The following is an 18948-nucleotide window of genomic DNA, read 5'->3' on the forward strand; positions in this document are numbered from 1 at the left end:
CCATTAAATACTGTGAAATAAAAACCATAACTACTACCTCTCATTGTATAAGGTTCCTTGTCTATTTCAATGCCCCCAGCTACTAAACGTTCATATGCTTGATCAACCTCACTTGAAGTTTCCACCAAAAAACCAATATGAAAAGCTTCAGGATATCTAATATCTTGTTTCCCCTTAAATGCTTTTGGATCACTTAACACGAGAATAAATCCATTCTCATCACTCATCACTACAAGAGCTTTTCCTTTTTGTTCCAAAAATTGAAAATCAAAATATGNNCATCAACACATAGATTTAAATGATTCAACCTCATTCACTCATCTCCTTTTTAACAATGATTTTTCAGAAATAAACATATTGACCTATATCGGTAACACTTGTGTATTTTTCTTCTAACGTGCAAATATTACTGATTTGGGTTTCTTGTTCTTTATAGTTAGGTCAACCAGATTATTTATATGCCACATAACGTCACAATTATTCTTTTCTTACCTTTTGATCTTTATCAGAATAACCAAACAATTAAATATTTTCTTGCGTTAGTTGTATAACACAAAGGAGCTGACCCAATCAGAACCTATTCAACTATCGGGTGTAATAATTTAAGATCCATCTGCCAATTCAGGCGGCTTTTTTATTGTGTTAACGGCAGGATAATTTAAAAAGAAAAAATAAAAATCAAACACTTACCGAATTATGGTAATGTTGAAATAGTGAATTTATTTTTGGGGTGAGAAGGTAATGGGGATAATTTACGGCTTAGTAGGATTAGTTGGTCTATTTCTTATCATTGTATATGCTGTTAGTTTTGGCATTGATAATTCAAAGCAAGTTAAGGCTTTAAGGTCTGAACTGAAAGAAATAAAAAGAGAACTAAAGGTTTTAGGGGAAAATAACAAATAGATTCTTATTCAAGTAACGGGTACGATAGTGAAGTAAGCTGTTATAACATAGTGATATTTTGGATTAGAGGGATTCTTAATGAACAAAAAGAAAAAGAAAAATTTGCAAGCATTGGTATTTATCATTTGGTGGTTTACCAGATAAATGCCATAATAACGGGTAGTTTGTGAAAATATGTACTTAAAGTAACTGATGCGTTAGTTACATAAGGTTGGACTACTTATAGTAGTCTTTTAAATGGGAATCCTCTGACAAAACATCAAGGATAATAAAAAGTGGAAAAAATCGATGAGTTTACTGAAAAAATGGACTTTTCCAAAAACATTATTTAGTTTCGCGGGGAGATATAGTTGTATGAACAAGACAGATCGATTGTTAGCCATAGTGCTTGAGTTGCAACGCAAAGAGGTTTTACGAGCTGAGGATTTGGCATCTACATTTGAGACAAGTGTGAGGACCATCTATCGAGATATTCAGGCTCTTAGTGAGGCGGGTGTACCAGTGATAGGAGCCCCCGGATTGGGATATTCCTTGATGGAGGGATATTTCCTGCCACCGATTAGTTTCACGGTGGAAGAAGCCGTGACATTGATCATAGGAACGGACTTTATCGAACAAAGATTTGATGTTGACTATGGCATTGGGGCTCAAAGCTCTCGCGGGAAAATTGAGGCTATCTTACCTGAAAGTGTTCGCAGAGAAACATCTCGGGTGCGTAAGACGATACGGTTGCTTTCTTCTGGTGAAGATGTTACGTGGGTAAAAGAGAAAGAATACATCGTATCAGTCCGTGGAGCGATATTGGGGGAGCGGAAAATAAGCTTCCATTATTTGAAAAGAATACCCGAAGCGGATGGGAATCGACATAGCTTTCGTGTTGTGGCTCCTTATGGACTTGTGCTTGTTAAAGGATCATGGATACTTATTGCACAGTGTGATCTGCGTGAGGAAATTCGTCATTTCCGGTTGTCAAGAATGACCGGGCTTACGATTCTTGAAGACCGATTCAAGGTGCCAAGCGATTTTAAATTGAACGATTACAAGCCACCGGATGATCGAAATGTTCGTGTAATCATTCAGATCAACCCTGACATAGCAGATAAAGTGAAGGAATCAAACAACTTTTACTTGGAAGCTATAGAGGAGCATGAGAATCGTTTGCTTGCAAACTTTCGCGTTCGTCAGCCTGACGAGCTACTGCATTGGGTACTTGGCTGGGGTGCAGATGTCGTTGTGTTGGAACCTGAATTTTTCCGAATTCGGATTCGTGAAGAAGCCGAAAAAATGTTGAAACGCTACTGACATACTGTTGTCAGTAGCGTTTTGTTATAGTCAGATTAAATTAGGATAAAGGAGTTGTTTGAAGGATATGAATACAATGGAAGCATTACAACGGTTTAAAGTCTTAGCGTTTCATTATCTTGGTGAATTGGATAATTTCAGTATGGAGCAGTTAAAGAGACAGCCGAGTGAGGACGAGTGGTCGATTGGACAAATGTATCAGCATCTGATTAACTCGGCTCTTTATATGCATCTTCGCAATATTGAACATTGCATTATGCAGGGCAAGAATGCTATGGTCTCTCCAACGGAAAAAACAAGGGAAGGTGCAGCGATATTTGAACAGAATGGATTCCCTCCCATACGTATTAAAGTTCCGCATTCCCCACAATATACACCTGAGCAACCAGAAAGCAAAGAACAACTGATCCAAGGTTTGAACACCGTCATCCATCGAATGGAAGAAACGGAGCCAAAACTTGAAAAGGCACCTAAACAGAATACAGTCTCCCATCCGAGATTCGGTGCGCTACATGCGAAAGAGTGGTTTTTACTTATTGAAATGCACTTTCGTCATCATCTTCTTCAGTTGGACCGTTTGAAAAAAGATTTAGAAAGGAACGTTTAAATGATGAAGAGGGACGTGACAAGATTATTAGGTGAGCAAAGCCGCTACTGGATTGGCGTCGTATCCGCATCACATGTGAAGCTGGGGGTTTTAGGTGGATTTGCCCAGCTCTGCCATGGCAAATCAGGACCTTTAAAGCGTATGAGTCCTAACGATTGGCTGATATACTACTCTCCACGAACGGATTTGGCAAAGGGGGAGGCTCTCCAAGCATTCACCTCCATTGGACAGGTTGCTGATGAAAGAGTATACGAATATCAGATGTCCGAATCCTTTGTGCCTTTCCGCCGAAATATCCGATATATACCATGTCAGGAAGTAAAGATTGCCGATTTATTGGAGAAGCTTAGCTTCACGCGTGGGAATCGAAATTGGGGGTATTCCTTCCGCTATGGTCATTTTGAGATTGGGCGGGAAGATTTTCTGACGATTGCTGGCGCCATGCTGGGAGATGCGGATTACATTACGAAGTATACCTAATAAAGAAAACTCGCCAATACAGTGGCGGCTAGAAAAAATCCTAATATAAAAAAACGTAGAGGGACAAACTAGTTTTGAAAGGGTGAAGTTATGGAAAAGAATGAAAAAGGTTCGGAGAATTTAAGTTATGAGTCAGATGGAAAAATGGGTAAAAACAATAATAAGGTAAAGGAAAACAAAAAGGATCAGGCTGATTTCTTTAATACCACACAAAACAGTGAATAAAAAATGAGGATGGGGGTGAAAAAAATGGATGAAAATACGAAAAGCGATCCGAATGGGACGAAATTTTATGTATTTTGTGCGGGGATATAGAACTTGGACGATTGATTTATAAGCCATATTTGCGCGTCCAACCCGCAATCATTTGTAGCTTTGAACGATAACTTGCTCATGAAATGGATGTAAGCCAGGTTCTGTTCTTCCGTACTCCAATCGGCAGCAAGCCTCGTACTAGAAGTGTAGTCATCTAACTATCGGCCAATGGCCAATCCATCCGTTTAGGTTCATTTCCCGCAGGATGATGCCCCTACCTTAATTTGGGTTGCTCGCTCGTGGGGTTTACCCGTTCCACCTTTTCCGTTTCCAGAAAAGCTCGTCACTGTGGCACTTTCAGGTTATTCTCAGCCTATCCGGAAGGACTTAACATGATTTCACCGCCGTCAGCCGAAACGTTTAATCGGCTGCCCACCTTTGCAGATGGCACGAACACTACAGGCATCTCAGCACTGTGCGAGCCTGGACTTTCCTCAGCTCCTGTAAAGGACCCGCGACTACTCACCATTTCAAGTTTATGAATTCGTTCAGAGGCGACAACACATACTATATCAAGGATCCTAAGATAAATCCTTAGTAGTTTCATTCCAATGTTTCCAATTATGTTTGGTATTCTCAGGTTCATTTCTCCAAAGGTCATTTTAAAATTTAATTTAATACATTCCTCAGAAACAAAAGTCGTCATACTTTTTTATAGAATTCTACAAGGCATTTTTTTGAGATTTGTCCTTGGTATTAGGAAGGGTAATTTTACACCATGATTCATCTTAAACATGAGAGTTGAGGGAAATAGGATGCTTGTAATTGAAAATGATTGGCTAAAGGTAGGTATAGTAAGAAACGGTGCAGAGGTACGTGAAGTGAAGCATAAGAAAAATGGGCTAGACTATATGTGGACAGGGGATAACGCCTACTGGGGACGAGTCTCTCCGGTCTTATTTCCGATTGTTGGACGGTTAAAGGAAGATCGATATCAACTGGATGATCATACCTACAAGATGTCACAGCATGGCTTTTTGCGTGACGTTGTATTCGATGTAGAAGAGCAGACTGCAACAACCGTTTCGTTTGTGTTTGAGTCTGCTGGCCGCTTCAGTCATGTTTATCCTTACGAATTTAAAGCGATTATTCGTTATTTACTCAAAGAGGACTCCCTAATTATTCGGTGGGAAATAGTGAATGAAAACAAGGAAGAAATGTATTTTTCAATGGGGGCTCATCCTGCATTTAAGATTCCGCTTGTAGAAAATGAAACCATTGAGGACTACAGTTTAAACTTTACTCCTGCAGCAAATAAAAATGTAATGGAATATGAGCTAAAGGATTCTCTTATCCATGAGAGAGGAACTGTCAATGATATTTCAACGATTCAACTCAAACACACTTTATTTGCACAGGATGCTCTTGTCTACAGCAATATCGATCAAATTACACTGGAATCTACTAAATCAGGTCATGGAATAGAAGTATGGTTCGAAAAATTCCCGTTTGTTGGAATTTGGTCGAAATATATGGACACTACTGGCACTATAGCGCCATTTGTTTGCCTAGAGCCTTGGTACGGTATTGCCGATACGTATCATACATCTGGGAACATGAAGGAGAAGATGGGAGTGAATAAGCTTGAAGCAGGAGAAACATTCCAAGCTGAATATAAAATGAAGTTTAAATAACTTTCGAAAGGAGATTGTCTATTTGTTGCTCATTCAATTGTCCTGGTATGGATAGAGGAAATTTAGATAATTCGTTTTATTCCACTTTCACGCAAATACTGTCAATGGCGTTATAACCATAACCTTTTCTGTTCCATTTTGGATTCAAAGGTTGAACATTTCCATCAGAATCAGTTGCTTTTGATTTAATCATGTATTCACCTTTTTTTTGTGCGTCCCATTTATATGTCCAGGGAATCCATGCATTTTTTTTGGAAGTAGTATCGAGTTGACACAAATCCCATGATTGACCACCATCTGAACTAATTTCGACTTTTGTTATATTCCCTTTTCCAGTCCATGCAATGCCATAAATTTCATAAATCCCTTTATGCAATATTTGCATATCTAATGGATATTGTATGGTGGAGTTCACATTTATTGTAGTGACGTGCCATTTTCCATTATCGTCTTCTTTGTTTGGATAGTAAACATAATCAATGGCTTGAAAGGGACCTGTAAATTCCTTGTCAATGACAGTAATTTTTTTAAGCCATTTTACAGAGGCCATTGCATACCAACTTGGAACAATTAATCTCAAGGGAAAACCGTGCTTATAGGGGATCGGTTGATGATTATATTCATAAGCAATAATCGTTTCAGGATCAAGGGCTTTTTCAAGGGGTAAACTTCTTGAAAAACTGAAAAGTCCATTCGTACCTGGTCTTTCTCCATAATCATAACTTTCAAAAACTAGTTCTTTAGCAGAATCCATCAATCCAGTGTTCTGTAATAATGTTCTAATCGAAACGCCTTTCCATAATCCTTGACTAATTGCTCCCTTGCCCCATTGTTCACCAAATACTTTTGGGTTAAAAAACTTACGCTTATTTCCTGCGCATTCTAAAACAACCTTCATCGTGATCGATGGCAATGAGTAAATTTCCTGTAAAGTAAATATTTTTGGGTTATGCACCAATCCTTCAATTGGGAGAAAATATAAGGATGAAGTAAAGAGTGGGTAAGAAAAATGATTTCTTCTATAAAATAATTCCTTGCCTACAATATCTCCAATTAAATGATCAATGGGTGTTTCCTGATTTTCAGGGAATAACGATTTTGTGATTAGGTAGGGTTTTACTTCGGGTTGATGAGAATACTTCAAAGGATTACCTCCTTAAAAATGAAGTGGCTAATTCATTCATATGTAGTAATTGAATTGTCATTCAAAAAAAATTTACACTTCTAGCCATACTGAATTACGCTCTGGCAGAAACTGCGTTGTTAGTTGTGTAAAATGTTAAATAACAAAGGTTCCTAAGAAAAATATTTAAGCCAATTTTCATGAGTATTAGTATTAAATAATAAAGTTAGGCTTCCATCCAATCCTATTTAGGTGAAAGCTCATAGACTACATTGACTATAAATGAAGGAGGATATTAATGTATTACTACATTATTTTGCATCACTACCATCCTTGGCATAGACCAATAGTAGTTCCATTTATTCCTCCACCACCAGTCCCGCCTGCAGCTCTTTCCTACCGGCATATGTTGAATGGATTATGGACCACAGTGTAATGACAGAAGGAAAAAATCCTTACTTGCTGAGGCGGGGACATGGTTGAAATATGACTTAGTTTAGGGAACACATTTTATTAACCCGCAGTAGCTCAGTGCTTGAGCTATCGGCTGTTAACCGATCGGTCGTAGGTTCGAGTCTTACCTGCGGAGTCATAGTCCAAAGAGGAAACTAGGAACGGGTCAAGGCTGGAACGCAGCATTCATAACTAGTGAAATTGTGTGGGCTATTACATAGACGTGAAAGCTAAAAACACAAACTCTTTTTTAATATGGAGTTTAGTGTTTTTTCTTCGAACAATTTGGTATAGAAAAAGGGTAGGACATGAACTGAGAATAGGTCCGATATTTGGGAATCATAGGTTACTAGAATACACATTAAAGTCCAACGACCGATATCCAAAAAATATAAAATGAAAGGAGAACACATTTCGAGTATCCAACGAATGTGTTCTCCTTTATTTATTTACTAGTAATCTTAATAAGAACATAAAGGGTAGGATTTTCCTTTCAACATAAATTTGATCTAAGGTTAATCCGTGTATCTTACGCCTTTTAAAATCATATCCACCTTTATTTTAGTATCTTGGACAATGTTTTTTCGGAATTCCTTTGCTTTTTTGAAGGCATCCATCATTCCTGATGCTAAAATCTTAATTTCTCTAGTACCAACCGGTTCTTCTAGAAGAAAAATATATTCTTTCATGCTTCTTCACCTCTCAAGTTGTAATTTTAATATAATTATATACGATAATGTAAGCGATTACCAGATATTTTTGTGAACGTTTTCACTTACTTTAAGAACTGTATGAGATTCCGAAGTTCTAAATCAATCTGTCGCCATTAGTAAATTAAAGTGGAGACTGAAACGTAGAGGCGTAGACTTTTGTAAAAGACTACTCTATTTTTCTTGTTAACAACAAACGTTGGTAACCAAATAGCCTTGATCATATCCAAACAACATGGCAGAACGGCTAAAAGTAACTTAACCACTGCCAAAACCTGTTTATTATTCATAGTACAAAACCAATCGCATCAATATCAGTAGGAAAAGATATATTTAAAAAAGCAATTTGTTTATAATTTTGGGTAGTTTTACAAATGATATAAATGATATCCCTAGAGGATATCCGTTTCAAGTATCCTACGATGAGGTGATTTTGGATGAGCTACAAAGATCATTTAGATTCTCGCTCAGAGCGAATTTGCCACAATAACACGAGACCGAAGTTTGCCAGATCGCAGGTAAACGGAGAGACTCAATTGACGCAAAGTGCTATCATCTTAAGGAGCAATGCGAAGGCACACCGCTGGTAGGAGCCAAGCATTAGAAACGAATCGGAGCAGGACATTTAGTGTACTGCACCACAATAAAGCCTTTTTTCGGTTTATATAAATCGAGAAAAGGCTTTTCTTTTGTTACCTAAACAATTGTGTGAAAATGCAGTCTTTTTCCAAAAGGCTGGAGTGGTTTTGTGTAGACGATGATTGCAACACGTGCATTAGAAGAAATTAAAAGGCTTTAGCATTATATTGAATTAGCACGCTTCTTTGAGTTTGACACGTTTAATCGAAAGGCTCTAACAATATTGGTCGGGTGTCTTTTATTATGATCGTCGTTGTATCAAAGTGTCATGACTTAAGCGGTTTGGAATGATTTCTTCATCTAACGAAGCACGAAGTTGATACAAGTATTGAATTACCTTCTATATAAAAAGATAAGAATCAGGTTTACCTTATTAAACTGAAACAATTCTTACAATCCGGTCAGAAAACATTCACCAAATTATAAGTGTGACTATCTTCCTGGTTATGGTTTAATTAGTCTTGTAACACATTGAGCAATAAAAATTACCTTTAGAAAATACTAATCGTTAAAGAAACTGCTACATATCATGAGACTTACAAAATAGAGATCCTTTTTAAGGGAGGGGAATATGAATGCCATTAGAAATAGTTCGTCATGATATTACAAAAATGAAGGTAGATGCGATTGTGAATGCTGCCAATACCGCTTTGAAAATGGGTGGCGGAGTATGTGGGGCTATCTTTCGCGCAGCGGGTGCGATGGAGTTACAAGAAGCCTGTGATCAAATCGGTGGGAGCAAGGTTGGAGAAGCAGTGATCACCGAAGGATTTAACTTGGATGCTAAATTTATCATCCATACACCTGGTCCTATATGGCTGGGAGGGGGAAATCAAGAAGCAACACAATTACAGGCATCATATCGTAACTCTATGGAACTAGCAAAAAAGCATCACTGTGAATCGATCGCTTTTCCATTGATTTCGACCGGCATCTATGGATATCCAAAAGAAGAAGCCTTACAAATTGCCATTTCCACCATTAGTTCATTTTTATTGCATCACGACATGTTCGTTTATCTCGTTGTATTTGATAAATCCTCTTTCGGTGTAAGCAAGAAGTTATTTTCCTCCATCCATCAATACATAGACGAGCATTATGTCGAAGAACTAGAAACTACTTTTCAACGCCTTATAAGAGATGAACGCTATGTAATGGCTCCATTGCCTGAAGATGAAATACTGCAAGAGGATCGATATGAAGTAAAAAACGAATCCTTAGTCAACCTGTTGGACCAACTCGATGAATCTTTTTCCGAGCGGCTGCTTCGTTTCATTGATGAAAAAGAAATGACTGACGTTGAGACGTATAAGCGAGCGAATATTGACCGTCGTTTATTCTCCAAAATTCGAAATGAAGACGATTATGCCCCGAAAAAGAAAACAGCCGTGGCTTTTGCCATTGCTTTGCAATTAAGTTTAGAAGAAACGAATGAGCTGCTGGAGGCAGCCGGTTATACCTTATCACACAGCAGTAAATTTGATGTGATTATTGAGTTCTTTATTCAACAAGCTAACTACAATATTCATGAAATCAATGAAGCTTTATTCGCTTTTGATCAGCCATTACTCGGTGCCTGAAATGTCACTTTCCAAGCGACCATTTCCCAAGTTTAATTCCAATATTTCCAATCGTGATTGGTAATCGAAAACGCTGCATATACATATATCAGCAATTTTTAATTTGAAAAATAATAAACACTGAGTTTATCTACCTGTATTTAAAAAAACACAACTAAATACATAATGCGAAAAACGCTAAACTCTACTTATTCTGAGTTTAGCATTTTTTCTTTTGTTCTAATAGTTTGGATTATTCTGAAAATATGAAAATGACGACTTTTATCATTACTTGTTTTGGATGTTGTCGAACGAATAGGACTATGGTCTCTACAATGAAGGTACTAACGAATGTATTCTGTTAAAGTAAGTCTTTTAGAATAATTTTACATATTTGTAAAGTTATTATATGAAGGAGGAGCTAAATGTCCATAACGTTAGGTAATGTGTTAAACCCTGTTTCCCTTGCCACACTTTCGGTCAATTCGAAGTCTATTGCCTCATTAGCAAGTAGTCAGGACCGCATGCAATATCATAAGGCGGTGCTAGAATCAGTTGGAATCACCTCTCTCTCATCTCTTGGAACGCTCAGTTTGTCCGGAAATTTAATCCCACAGCCTGGAGTTACAAAGCCAAGCTCAAACATAATAGCCACTACGACCTACTTTCAATCTGCCTATAAAGCAGTAAATACAGGGACAACGAAGAATTCAGTTCTGCAGCCTTTTGGCGGGCAGGCATCCGTTTTACAGGCAGTGCCAATTCCATCTCAAACTTTTTATGCTGCTTCTAGTGCAAGCGTCACATCCCAAATTAATATTGATACAGCTTACTGGGTTGCTACCGAAATTAACTTACAGGATAATACAACTGTCGTATTGAAGCAGCCACAACGTTATCTCATTTTAATAGCAGAAAAAATTACGGTTGGCCAGAATGTCACCTTTACATGGGAGCGTCCGACTAAAGCCAGTCCGGCAAAACCATGGAAACCAGCAACACCTCCACAGGCCCCAACTTCTTCGACACTTGCTGGAATCAATGGTACAAATGGAACCTACGGGGTGAAAGGGGGACGTGGTCCAGATGGTCATAGCGCACCTGAAATTGAAGTGTGGGTGTTAGACATGACAGGCCGCCCAGCCTTCGACTTAAATGGTCAAGACGGAACAGCTGGTGGTGCTGGGCAAGATGGTGGAGACGGCGGACAAGGCGGTGCAGGGAAGCCTGCGCAGCTCGATTGGGCTGGATTTTGTAAGGCAGGTTCTGGAGCTGGCGGAAACGGCGGTGGTGGTGGAAATGCAGGAATTGGCGGTGATGGAGGAAACGGCGGAAACGGCGGAAGACTATATTTCTATGCACCTCAAACAGTCATTAATTCTTATATTTCCGGTTTCGATGTCGCTATTGAGGGAGGACGCGGCGGTGTCGGCGGTCAGCCAGGCAACCCTGGATCAGGTGGTGAAGGAGGACCTGTAGGTGCATCCGTTAAAGCAAAATTTGGTGCTGTATGTGGACCAGGGCCAAGAACCGCTGGTGCTAGAGGTCCGAATGGCTATTATTCCAACCCGGGACTGACAGGTTCTAATGGTGTGAAATTATCCGAACCAATCCGTATATCCGTAATTGATCCGGATGAGTTTCGTCGCAAAATGCTTGAACCAGCAATTTTTGAAACAAGCCCTGCTTTTGCTTTTGCGGAAGAAAACGTCACCGTTAAAGGGAAGAGATTTACAAAAACAGATGTGGTGCTCATCGATGGAGTTCCGGCGAACACAATCGTATTTAGTGATACTATTATTCAATTTTCTGTACCATTCATTAGTGGAGGACAGCATACCGTTCAGGTGAAACAAGCGGATGGCACGATCTCAAACAAGGCTTCTCTGTATATCAAACCGAAGATCAAATCGATTGTGCAGGAAGGTATGGATATAGACTACCCAAATCGAGTATCCCCGGGCAAAAAAGTGACAATAATCGGAAGTGGTTTCACAGACAACGCCATCGTGCGAATTCATTGCCAGGATATGACAGATGTAAGGCTTTTAAGTCCGACACAGTTGGAGTTTACATTGGTTCGTCCTAACACCGTGGCAGAAAATCCTTCAGGGGAGCAGGTCACCGCGCAGGTTGTACTCGCAGATGGAACGCCTTCTAATACAATCGATTTAGTACTCGATACCTTCCATTTGCTTGTGCTTGGAGATTCGGTTTCTTGGGGTCAAGGTTTAGGACCGCATGAAAAGCATTATTCTCTTGTTAGTAATACAGTAAAATCAAGGCTCGGAAATATTGGATCATATACTACGGTCCTTGCTCATTCAGGTGCAATCATTGGCGTGGATGATAAAAGTTCGAATCCTGTATGGGATGGCGAAGTTCCGACTTCGTATCCAACGATCTTACAGCAAGTGGATCGTTTCGTCGGAGAACCTGACAAGGTTGATTTAGTTATTTTAGATGGCGGCATCAATGATGTAAATATGAGAGTGGTTTTAAACCCATTTTCAACCGAAGATTTAGCTCCTCTTCACCATAAATATTTTTTATGTCATACAAAAAAATTACTGGATAAAGTTCACTCCACGTTTAAAAAAGCGAAAATTATCTTGACGGGCTATTATCCGCCTGTTTCAGAACATAGTGACTTAGCAGCGGTCGAGGTATTGCTGGTTGCACTAGGTGTTGCAACTGCTGGTGTTCCTGGCGGTGTGGCTTCTGGATTTTTGACGAAGCACCATTTGGATATCATACATGAACGCAGCATGCAGCTCGCAAGCGAATCTAAGACATTCTTGCAACAAGCCGTTAATGAAATTAATACAGAAAAGGGCGGAGAAACTCGAATTTTCTTTGCAGACCCAAACATCGGTCCGGAGCATGCTGCACTTACCAATGATCCTTATGTATTTGGCATAAATTTAGATTTATCCCCACAAGATTTACTGGCTGCCGAGCGTCTCGTTTCTTGTACAGAAGCAGGTTGTACAGGTATAGACTTTGAGATTTGTAAACGAGCTTCAATGGGCCACCCGAACCAAAAAGGAGCACAGGCATACGCCAATGCTATCTACCCGTTTTTATAAGTAGAAGAACAATAATCCGATCCCTTGAAGGGAACCGACTATTGCTGGACCGGACATGTGGCTGCATGTTCGGTCATTTTTAATTTTTTAATAGTAAAGAGAAAGAGTTTTTCGGGTTAGGTTAACAAGAAAAAGTCTAATGGAGAAATAAAAAAGACCGTTTTATTCAGTTTCCATTAACTTCAACTAAACAGAAAAAAACTTTTTGAAAAGAATCGTTGAAGAAAACGGTTGTAAACGCCAACAAGCTAACTACAATATTCATGAAATCAATGNNCAGCCATTACTCGGTGCCTAAAAATGTCGCTTTCCAAGCGACCAATTCCCAACGAATGAATGGTATCCTTTGTTTATCAACGGACGGAGGATGATTATGATGAAAAAAAACCTAACGGAATTAGTGTTTATTTTGGATAAAAGTGGCTCTATGGCAGGGCTTGAGGCTGATACCATTGGCGGCTATAATGCCATTCTCAAGAAACAGCAGAAAGCCGAAGGAGAAGCCATTGTTACGACCGTCTTATTCGATCATCAATACGAGCTATTACATGACCGAATCAATGTTAAGGGCATTTCTCTCCTTACTGATAAGGATTATGAAGTAGGGGGGACTACGGCCTTATTTGATGCGATTGGATTTACCATTCAAAAAATAGTGAATGTCCAAAAGAGGACCAGTGAGGCAGAACGAGCAGAAAAGGTCCTGTTTGTGATTACCACGGACGGGATGGAAAATGCCAGCCGTGAATTCACAGTGGAAAAAGTGAAAAAAATGGTTCAGTATCAAAAGGAGAAATTTGGATGGGAATTCCTGTTCCTTGGAGCAAATATAGATGCCGTCTCAACGGCTGCACGTTTTGGAATCGATGAGGACTTTGCTGTGGATTATCATGCGGACACGATTGGGACACAAATAAATTATGAGGCGGTAAATGAAGCGGTGAGCAGTCTACGAAGCGGCAAAAAGATTGACCGTAACTGGAAAAAAGGGATCGAGCAGGATTATAATCAACGTTTGCAGAATGATTAAAATACTGATCCTATCCATCATTTAATTCTCGATTTAACGATCAAACGATTATCCAATTAAACAAATTAGCGCTGACCCATAATGGGTCAGCTTATTTCAGTTTCAAGTACTTCTTTGTAGCCTAAAAAAATAGTCATGAATTAATTAAAGTTCATTCATTGATATGTAAAGATANNATTTATTTACGCTACCTTTTTTATTAACTTTGTGTGGAGGATTTTTGTTCTTTTTGTTTTTTCTTCATATATTTTTTACCCCAATCCCCCATAATGTCCAGTACTGGGATAAAGCTTTTTCCTTCTGGAGTTAGAGAGTATTCTACTTTGGGAGGAACTTCTTTATACACTTCTCTGTGAACCATTCCGTCCTCTTCAAATTCTCTCAGCTGCCTTGTCAATATTCCTTTTGAAATGCCCGGTAACAACCTTTGAAGTAAATTAAATCTTAAAAGGACTAGGAGACTTTACTTCATTAAGAATGTGAAAACTTTTGTAATGAGAGTCTAGTATTTAAAGGTGTAGCAATTGAGACGCCAGGTGGTATACCAGGGGTTATTACAGTTTCATCATCAAACCAGTGGTCAACCGATAAACTAGCTTTCTATTCAAATTATGGAAATAGTTTTATTGAAGTAGCTGCTCCTGGAGGAGATAATGGTCCAGTGTATGATGCATCTCGTAAATTAGAAGAACGTGATTTTACGTATCGGACGCTGTCAACTTGGCCAACAAATTTACCACCTAGCAGCGCAACTACATTAACTCGTAACTATGCATACCTACACGGAACTTCCATGGCTTCACCAAAAGTAGCTGGAATTGCAGGAGTAATTAAGGCTGCACATCCGGAATTTACACCTTCCCAAGTGCAAGCACTAATTGAAAAGACTGCATTAGATTATGGGAAAAAGGGACATGATCCTCTTTTTGGATCTGGCGAAGCAAATGCGTATACCGCTTTAACAGGAAAATAAACGAATATGCCTTGCACAAAAGAAATGGTAAAAAGATCTTTTGGGCAAGGCTTTTTTATGGGGAGAACCAGCATCTAATGACTGAGGGGCAGCGTAACCATGCCTTAAGGAAGCGGTATTCCTTTTATAAACGTAAGAGCTAATACACAGGGTAGCTCTGGCTTATGAGTTGTATAATATGTTAGAAAAAAATAAGTATTCTTATTTTATAAACAATGACATCAATGTAGGCTTTTTTTCATACTATATTTTGGAGGTGAAAAAATGCCCAGAGTAAATTACCGAAGTTCGGACGTCGACTTAATGGCAAGGATGATGAGAGCAGAAGCTGAAGGTGAAGGACAACAGGGAATGTTATATGTTGGAAATGTAATTGTTAATCGACTTGTAGCAAATTGTTTAGACTTTAAAAATATAAGAACCATTCCCCAAGTTATTTATCAAGTACAAGGAGGAAATTATTCCTTTGAAGCAGTTCAAAAAGGGAATGTATTTTATCAAAGATCAAGAACTGCTGAAAGAAGATTAGCAAAACAGAATTTGGATTCTTGGAGAGACCACCCAGCGAAATATGCTCTTTGGTATTTTAATCCACATGCTCCATGCCCTCCAACATGGTACGATCAACCTAAATCTGGTCAATTTAAAGAACATTGTTTTTATGAACCAAAACCTGCAACATGTGATAGTGTTTATAGCGGTTAAGCTTACTCTTTGAGTAAGCTTTTTTATATATTTCCAGAATGTTCAAACAAACTAAAAAATATATCTTTTTAAGTAGTTGAAAAAATGACTGTAGCTTGTTATAGAAATAGTTTCTTTGAATGGGCTGTTCGGTTAGGGTTTCAAGCTTTTTTTCAACCGATAATTGTTACATTACCGACAGGAGCTGCATTGAATAAATATTATTGGCTACCAGGATCTACGACTAAAAATTTTGTATTTATGAATCGTATGCGATGAACCAGACTTGGTGGCTTTAAGTTTTCACTTGACTTTGCCGGGTATCCTTTTAAATGAATTGTGGTAATTGTTTCGAGTATCACATCGTTAAAATACCAAATAAGTAATACTGCTTGAATTTCAAATAAGTTTTTCGCCGTAAAAGCCGAACAATCATTGTCATAAGATCGGAGTTGATCAAATGAGTAAAATAGAGGAATTTATCAAAAATGAAGGGGCTGCTTTTCCAGGAAAAACGTATGTGGAAGAGCTGTTAAAGCCTGTATTTAATGATCAGCGGGATTTTTTATTCCATGTCATGTTTGACATTCACCGGGCCCATGTCATCATGCTGGAGGAACAAAACATTATTAAAACAGACGAAGCAAGGGTGATGTTAGCAGGCATTCATAAAGTGGCCAAAACGGATATAACCCAAATATCCTATCAGCCTCAGTTCGAGGACTTGTTTTTCATGATGGAGGCAAAAATAGGGGAAGAAATCGGAACCGAGTTAGCAGGGAAAATCCATATTGGCCGGAGCAGGAACGATATGGGGATTTCCATGTACCGCCTGGTACTGAGAGAGCATCTTTTAGAGTTGCTTGCAAATTCATATCGTTTAAGCGAAGCATTATTGGAACAGGCTGAGAGGCATACAGAAACATATATTACGGGATATACCCATACTCAACCGGCTCAACCGACCACGTTAGGACATTATCTAGTAGCTATTTACGATGTATTGCAAAGGGACATTAAACGGATGTGGTCGGCTTATGAAACGGTTAATCAATCAGCCCTTGGGGCAGCTGCCTTAACAACAACCGGTTTTCCTATCTGCCGGCAACGAACTTGTGAATTATTAGGTTTCGATCAAGTGGTTGAAAACTCCTATGATTCTATCGCTGGAGCAGATTACTTATTGGAAACATCATCTGTATTAATGACTTGTATGATTAATACGGGGAGATGGATACAGGATTTCTTGCAGCACGTAACTAGAGAATTTGGTTCTTTTTATGTGGCTGATCCTTATGTGCAGGTTAGTAGTATCATGCCGCAGAAAAGAAATCCTGTCTCAATTGAGCATTCACGCTCGATTGCCAGCAGTGCCTATGGCGATGCGTTGGCAGCGATTAATATGATTCACAACACTCCATTTGGAGATATTGTCGATACAGAAGATGATCTGCAGCCTCATTTATATCGGGCGTTTAATAAGGCAAATCGAGTGATGAAATTAATGTATGCCGTCCTTACCACGATATCGGTAAATGAAGAGCACACAAAGGAAATGGCAAAAAAGTCAAGCATTACGATAACCGAATTAGCAGACACACTCACAAGAGAGTACGACATATCCTTTAGAAAAGCACATTCCGTTGCTAGTTCTATCTCTAAAAAAACGATCCAAGGTCAAAAGGAATTATATGAGTGGGAAATCTCAGAGATTAATTCAATGATTCATGAATTCGTTGATGTGACACTCACTGAACACAAATGGAAGAAGATTATCTCACCGGAATATTTCGTTGAAATAAGGTCTATCCAAGGTGGTCCCAATCCTAGGGAAGTATTAAGGATGATTGGAGAAAGAAAGAAAACACTTGGAAAGCAGCATGAAAAATACACAACCATTGTTAATGGCTTGAAAAATAAAAAGAAACAATTAACGGAATACTCTATTTGAATGAAACAAGTCTAATGAAAAGAGGTTTCAAGTGATAGGGGGTGGCCTGCCACCATATTTTTTTGTCAAGATCAATACTTTACAGCCGTTCCCTATGCTCCTTAATTTAAACCATTACAGGCTAACTCAAAAGTATAAGGAAGGGGGCAGATGATTCCCCATCTGCCTTTTTTGTGTCTTTACTATTTAATAAATTAAGTCGTGAAAAAAGATTAAAGCTACTTTTAGGCACATTTTCACCATAGAGGGAACTCTTATCCTGCCTCACTTACATTCTAGTAATCTTACATATAATGAGCGGTTTCGATCAGATGCTTTATAGTATTAAGCTGAAAAGCTCCATATATTCTATTTTTGGATGTAAGCTCATGGATAAAAAACTGTTGTAACTGTTCTTTATTCGTCAACCGTTTTACTATGCTGTTATCCGACCAATCGTGAACCTCTTTTTCATCGTCATTAAAGAATACCAAGGTGTTGATCCATGTTGTAACATCTTGACTTTGTAAATAATTGGATAGGATGTAGGTTGTCTCTTGAACTTGGCTTATTGGATTTTCATACGTCTTTACCGTAAATGCTCCCGACTCATCTTTATCAAATACAAGCGTTTCCTCTTTTTCACTGTCTACTAACTCTGCTAAAAAAGAAAACTTGTGGCTCCCCATTCTTGATAATCCCAATACGATGTGGCCTTTCCAGTCCTTAGTTTCGATTACATATAAACCGGTTGATAATAGAACAAGGTGATCGATTTGCCGAGTTTGACCGTTTCCTTCCGGAATAAAAATATTCGGCATAATAATCATTTCATCTGGTGGAATAATTTTTTTTTGAATTAAATCTGATTTAAAATTTTCTAGTATCTGATGGGTAATAATTTCACCTTGGTTTCGATAATTTTTCCGAATATCTTCATTTTCGATCATCAGCTTTTCTATATCACGTTGGTACGATTCGGACAAGAACAAAACCTTCTCATCGTAGCTTGTTGCCGCTGTTTCCATAGCAGCTTTTTGTACTTCTTTCATCGCTTCTAACTCTTGGTAATGATCGTTTCTCATCTCTTTTTGTTTAGCCTTTTCCTTTTTTACCATATAAGCTAACCAAGCGGCAGAGGCAGCAAGTAAAGTGGAAATAATTAACCAGATCATTTATTTTCTCCTTGTTTATCAGATCATTTTTAATAGTTTTTTATTAACATTTTGTCTAATTCACGGACTTTATCATAGGAATTTACTAGTTTTTCAGGTACCAAGGTTCGACCATATTCCCATGCATTCGTTTCTATTCTTGTTAGAATCTCTGCTTTTTTTTCATCCTCGAAATACTTTAAAAACCTTAAACCATGTTTGTTTTTATTAAAGTCTAAAAAATATCCGAGCTGACGATATAACATAATTTTAACACAGTCTTCATCGGTCTCTTTTATTTTAAAGTTTATATTAGCTATGTATCCATTAATTTGCAAATAGTTAAACTTTATCGTATTCGTC

18 protein-coding genes, 1 tRNA gene, 1 other RNA gene and 2 pseudogenes are annotated in these 18948 nt (G+C 38.5%); 15 read left to right on the top strand and 7 right to left on the bottom strand.

The genetic code is table 11. The annotated features are described in order from the left end of the window. Positions 1-313: pseudogene (locus V7137_RS26290) on the bottom strand (VOC family protein); the annotation flags it as partial. Between the two features lie 428 nt (positions 314-741). Here V7137_RS26290 and V7137_RS26295 point away from each other — a divergent pair. The 5 genes from V7137_RS26295 (at position 742) to V7137_RS26315 (ending at position 3517) form a co-directional block, all read left to right on the top strand. Further along, complete coding sequence (locus V7137_RS26295) at positions 742-903, top strand: hypothetical protein (protein WP_218350954.1); 162 nt, start codon at positions 742-744, stop codon at positions 901-903. A 354-nt stretch (positions 904-1257) separates the two neighbouring features. Then, positions 1258-2205, top strand: a complete 948-nt coding sequence (locus tag V7137_RS26300; RefSeq protein ID WP_335700806.1) for a helix-turn-helix transcriptional regulator — start codon at positions 1258-1260, stop codon at positions 2203-2205. Positions 2206-2272: 67 nt separating this feature from the next. Continuing rightward, a complete protein-coding gene (locus V7137_RS26305; protein WP_335700807.1) occupies positions 2273-2812 on the top strand; it encodes a DinB family protein in 540 nt (179 codons plus the stop codon). Then, positions 2813-3292 carry an EVE domain-containing protein gene (locus V7137_RS26310; protein WP_335700808.1) on the top strand — a complete coding sequence of 160 codons (480 nt, stop codon included), beginning with the start codon at positions 2813-2815 and terminating at the stop codon, positions 3290-3292. A gap of 90 nt (positions 3293-3382) precedes the next feature. Beyond that, positions 3383-3517: a hypothetical protein gene (locus tag V7137_RS26315; RefSeq protein WP_335700809.1), complete on the top strand. Its 135-nt coding sequence runs from the start codon at positions 3383-3385 to the stop codon at positions 3515-3517. A gap of 175 nt (positions 3518-3692) precedes the next feature. Here the strand turns inward: V7137_RS26315 and rnpB are convergent. Next, positions 3693-4077, bottom strand: an RNA gene (gene rnpB, locus V7137_RS26320) — RNase P RNA component class B. 285 nt (positions 4078-4362) lie between these two features. Between rnpB and V7137_RS26325 the strand changes: the two genes are divergently transcribed. After that, complete coding sequence (locus tag V7137_RS26325) at positions 4363-5241, top strand: aldose 1-epimerase family protein (RefSeq protein ID WP_335700810.1); 879 nt, start codon at positions 4363-4365, stop codon at positions 5239-5241. Between the two features lie 76 nt (positions 5242-5317). Here V7137_RS26325 and V7137_RS26330 read toward each other — a convergent pair whose 3' ends face one another. Further along, a complete protein-coding gene (locus tag V7137_RS26330) occupies positions 5318-6385 on the bottom strand; it encodes a sulfite oxidase (RefSeq protein WP_335700811.1) in 1068 nt (355 codons plus the stop codon). 277 nt (positions 6386-6662) lie between these two features. Between V7137_RS26330 and V7137_RS26335 the strand changes: the two genes are divergently transcribed. Together V7137_RS26335 and V7137_RS26340 are read left to right on the top strand one after the other, a co-directional pair. Further along, entirely contained in the window at positions 6663-6800 is a 138-nt protein-coding gene (locus tag V7137_RS26335; protein WP_335700812.1) for a hypothetical protein, read from the top strand. Positions 6801-6881: 81 nt separating this feature from the next. After that, positions 6882-6953, top strand: a tRNA-Asn gene (locus tag V7137_RS26340). 379 nt (positions 6954-7332) lie between these two features. On the opposite strand, the gene V7137_RS26345 is transcribed toward V7137_RS26340, so the two are convergent. Further along, complete coding sequence (locus tag V7137_RS26345) at positions 7333-7506, bottom strand: hypothetical protein (protein ID WP_335700813.1); 174 nt, start codon at positions 7504-7506, stop codon at positions 7333-7335. A gap of 458 nt (positions 7507-7964) precedes the next feature. Here V7137_RS26345 and V7137_RS26350 point away from each other — a divergent pair, with 458 nt between their 5' ends. The 4 genes from V7137_RS26350 to V7137_RS26365 all read left to right on the top strand — a co-directional run bounded on the left by V7137_RS26350 (position 7965) and on the right by V7137_RS26365 (position 13844). Then, positions 7965-8117, top strand: a complete 153-nt coding sequence (locus V7137_RS26350; protein WP_223587800.1) for a YpzG family protein — start codon at positions 7965-7967, stop codon at positions 8115-8117. Positions 8118-8741: 624 nt separating this feature from the next. Continuing rightward, entirely contained in the window at positions 8742-9746 is a 1005-nt protein-coding gene (locus tag V7137_RS26355) for a macro domain-containing protein (RefSeq protein WP_335700814.1), read from the top strand. A 404-nt stretch (positions 9747-10150) separates the two neighbouring features. Further along, complete coding sequence (locus V7137_RS26360) at positions 10151-12814, top strand: SGNH/GDSL hydrolase family protein (RefSeq protein WP_335700815.1); 2664 nt, start codon at positions 10151-10153, stop codon at positions 12812-12814. A gap of 376 nt (positions 12815-13190) precedes the next feature. After that, positions 13191-13844 (top strand): vWA domain-containing protein, encoded by a 654-nt coding sequence (locus V7137_RS26365; protein WP_335700820.1) that lies wholly within the window; start codon positions 13191-13193, stop codon positions 13842-13844. A gap of 199 nt (positions 13845-14043) precedes the next feature. On the opposite strand, the pseudogene V7137_RS26370 reads toward V7137_RS26365, so the two are convergent. After that, a pseudogene (locus tag V7137_RS26370) lies at positions 14044-14295 on the bottom strand (winged helix-turn-helix transcriptional regulator); the annotation flags it as partial. Between the two features lie 72 nt (positions 14296-14367). Between V7137_RS26370 and V7137_RS26375 the strand changes: the two are divergent. From V7137_RS26375 to argH, 3 genes are all read left to right on the top strand, one after another. After that, positions 14368-14817, top strand: a complete 450-nt coding sequence (locus V7137_RS26375; RefSeq protein ID WP_335700821.1) for a S8 family peptidase — start codon at positions 14368-14370, stop codon at positions 14815-14817. A gap of 264 nt (positions 14818-15081) precedes the next feature. Continuing rightward, the gene (locus tag V7137_RS26380) at positions 15082-15522 is read left to right on the top strand and encodes a cell wall hydrolase (RefSeq protein ID WP_335700816.1); all 441 of its coding nucleotides are present in this window, start codon (positions 15082-15084) and stop codon (positions 15520-15522) included. Positions 15523-15961: 439 nt separating this feature from the next. Further along, positions 15962-17452 carry an argininosuccinate lyase gene (gene argH, locus V7137_RS26385; protein WP_335700817.1) on the top strand — a complete coding sequence of 497 codons (1491 nt, stop codon included), beginning with the start codon at positions 15962-15964 and terminating at the stop codon, positions 17450-17452. Positions 17453-17736: 284 nt separating this feature from the next. Here argH and V7137_RS26390 read toward each other — a convergent pair whose 3' ends face one another. Together V7137_RS26390 and V7137_RS26395 are read right to left on the bottom strand one after the other, a co-directional pair. Next, positions 17737-18606 (bottom strand): nuclease-related domain-containing protein, encoded by an 870-nt coding sequence (locus tag V7137_RS26390; RefSeq protein ID WP_335700818.1) that lies wholly within the window; start codon positions 18604-18606, stop codon positions 17737-17739. A gap of 29 nt (positions 18607-18635) precedes the next feature. Next, a partial coding sequence (locus V7137_RS26395) for a hypothetical protein (protein WP_335700819.1) occupies positions 18636-18948 on the bottom strand: 313 nt, incomplete at its 5' end.

Origin of the sequence: Neobacillus drentensis (genome assembly GCF_036962765.1) — a bacterium.
GTDB classification, from domain to species: domain Bacteria; phylum Bacillota; class Bacilli; order Bacillales; family Cytobacillaceae; genus Neobacillus; species Neobacillus drentensis_C.

Bases quoted from the DNA above. Each gene is read 5' to 3' on its own strand.
- V7137_RS26295 (WP_218350954.1), top strand. From the start codon at position 742: ATGGGGATAATTTACGGCTTAGTAGGATTAGTTGGTCTATTTCTTATC.
- V7137_RS26380 (WP_335700816.1), top strand. From the start codon at position 15,082: ATGCCCAGAGTAAATTACCGAAGTTCGGACGTCGACTTAATGGCAAGG.
- V7137_RS26310 (WP_335700808.1), top strand. From the start codon at position 2,813: ATGATGAAGAGGGACGTGACAAGATTATTAGGTGAGCAAAGCCGCTAC.
- V7137_RS26315 (WP_335700809.1), top strand. From the start codon at position 3,383: ATGGAAAAGAATGAAAAAGGTTCGGAGAATTTAAGTTATGAGTCAGAT.
- V7137_RS26365 (WP_335700820.1), top strand. From the start codon at position 13,191: ATGAAAAAAAACCTAACGGAATTAGTGTTTATTTTGGATAAAAGTGGC.
- V7137_RS26350 (WP_223587800.1), top strand. From the start codon at position 7,965: ATGAGCTACAAAGATCATTTAGATTCTCGCTCAGAGCGAATTTGCCAC.
- argH (WP_335700817.1), top strand. From the start codon at position 15,962: ATGAGTAAAATAGAGGAATTTATCAAAAATGAAGGGGCTGCTTTTCCA.
- V7137_RS26325 (WP_335700810.1), top strand. From the start codon at position 4,363: ATGCTTGTAATTGAAAATGATTGGCTAAAGGTAGGTATAGTAAGAAAC.
- V7137_RS26360 (WP_335700815.1), top strand. From the start codon at position 10,151: ATGTCCATAACGTTAGGTAATGTGTTAAACCCTGTTTCCCTTGCCACA.
- V7137_RS26390 (WP_335700818.1), bottom strand. From the start codon at position 18,606: ATGATCTGGTTAATTATTTCCACTTTACTTGCTGCCTCTGCCGCTTGG.
- V7137_RS26335 (WP_335700812.1), top strand. From the start codon at position 6,663: ATGTATTACTACATTATTTTGCATCACTACCATCCTTGGCATAGACCA.
- V7137_RS26300 (WP_335700806.1), top strand. From the start codon at position 1,258: ATGAACAAGACAGATCGATTGTTAGCCATAGTGCTTGAGTTGCAACGC.
- V7137_RS26305 (WP_335700807.1), top strand. From the start codon at position 2,273: ATGAATACAATGGAAGCATTACAACGGTTTAAAGTCTTAGCGTTTCAT.
- V7137_RS26355 (WP_335700814.1), top strand. From the start codon at position 8,742: ATGCCATTAGAAATAGTTCGTCATGATATTACAAAAATGAAGGTAGAT.
- V7137_RS26345 (WP_335700813.1), bottom strand. From the start codon at position 7,506: ATGAAAGAATATATTTTTCTTCTAGAAGAACCGGTTGGTACTAGAGAA.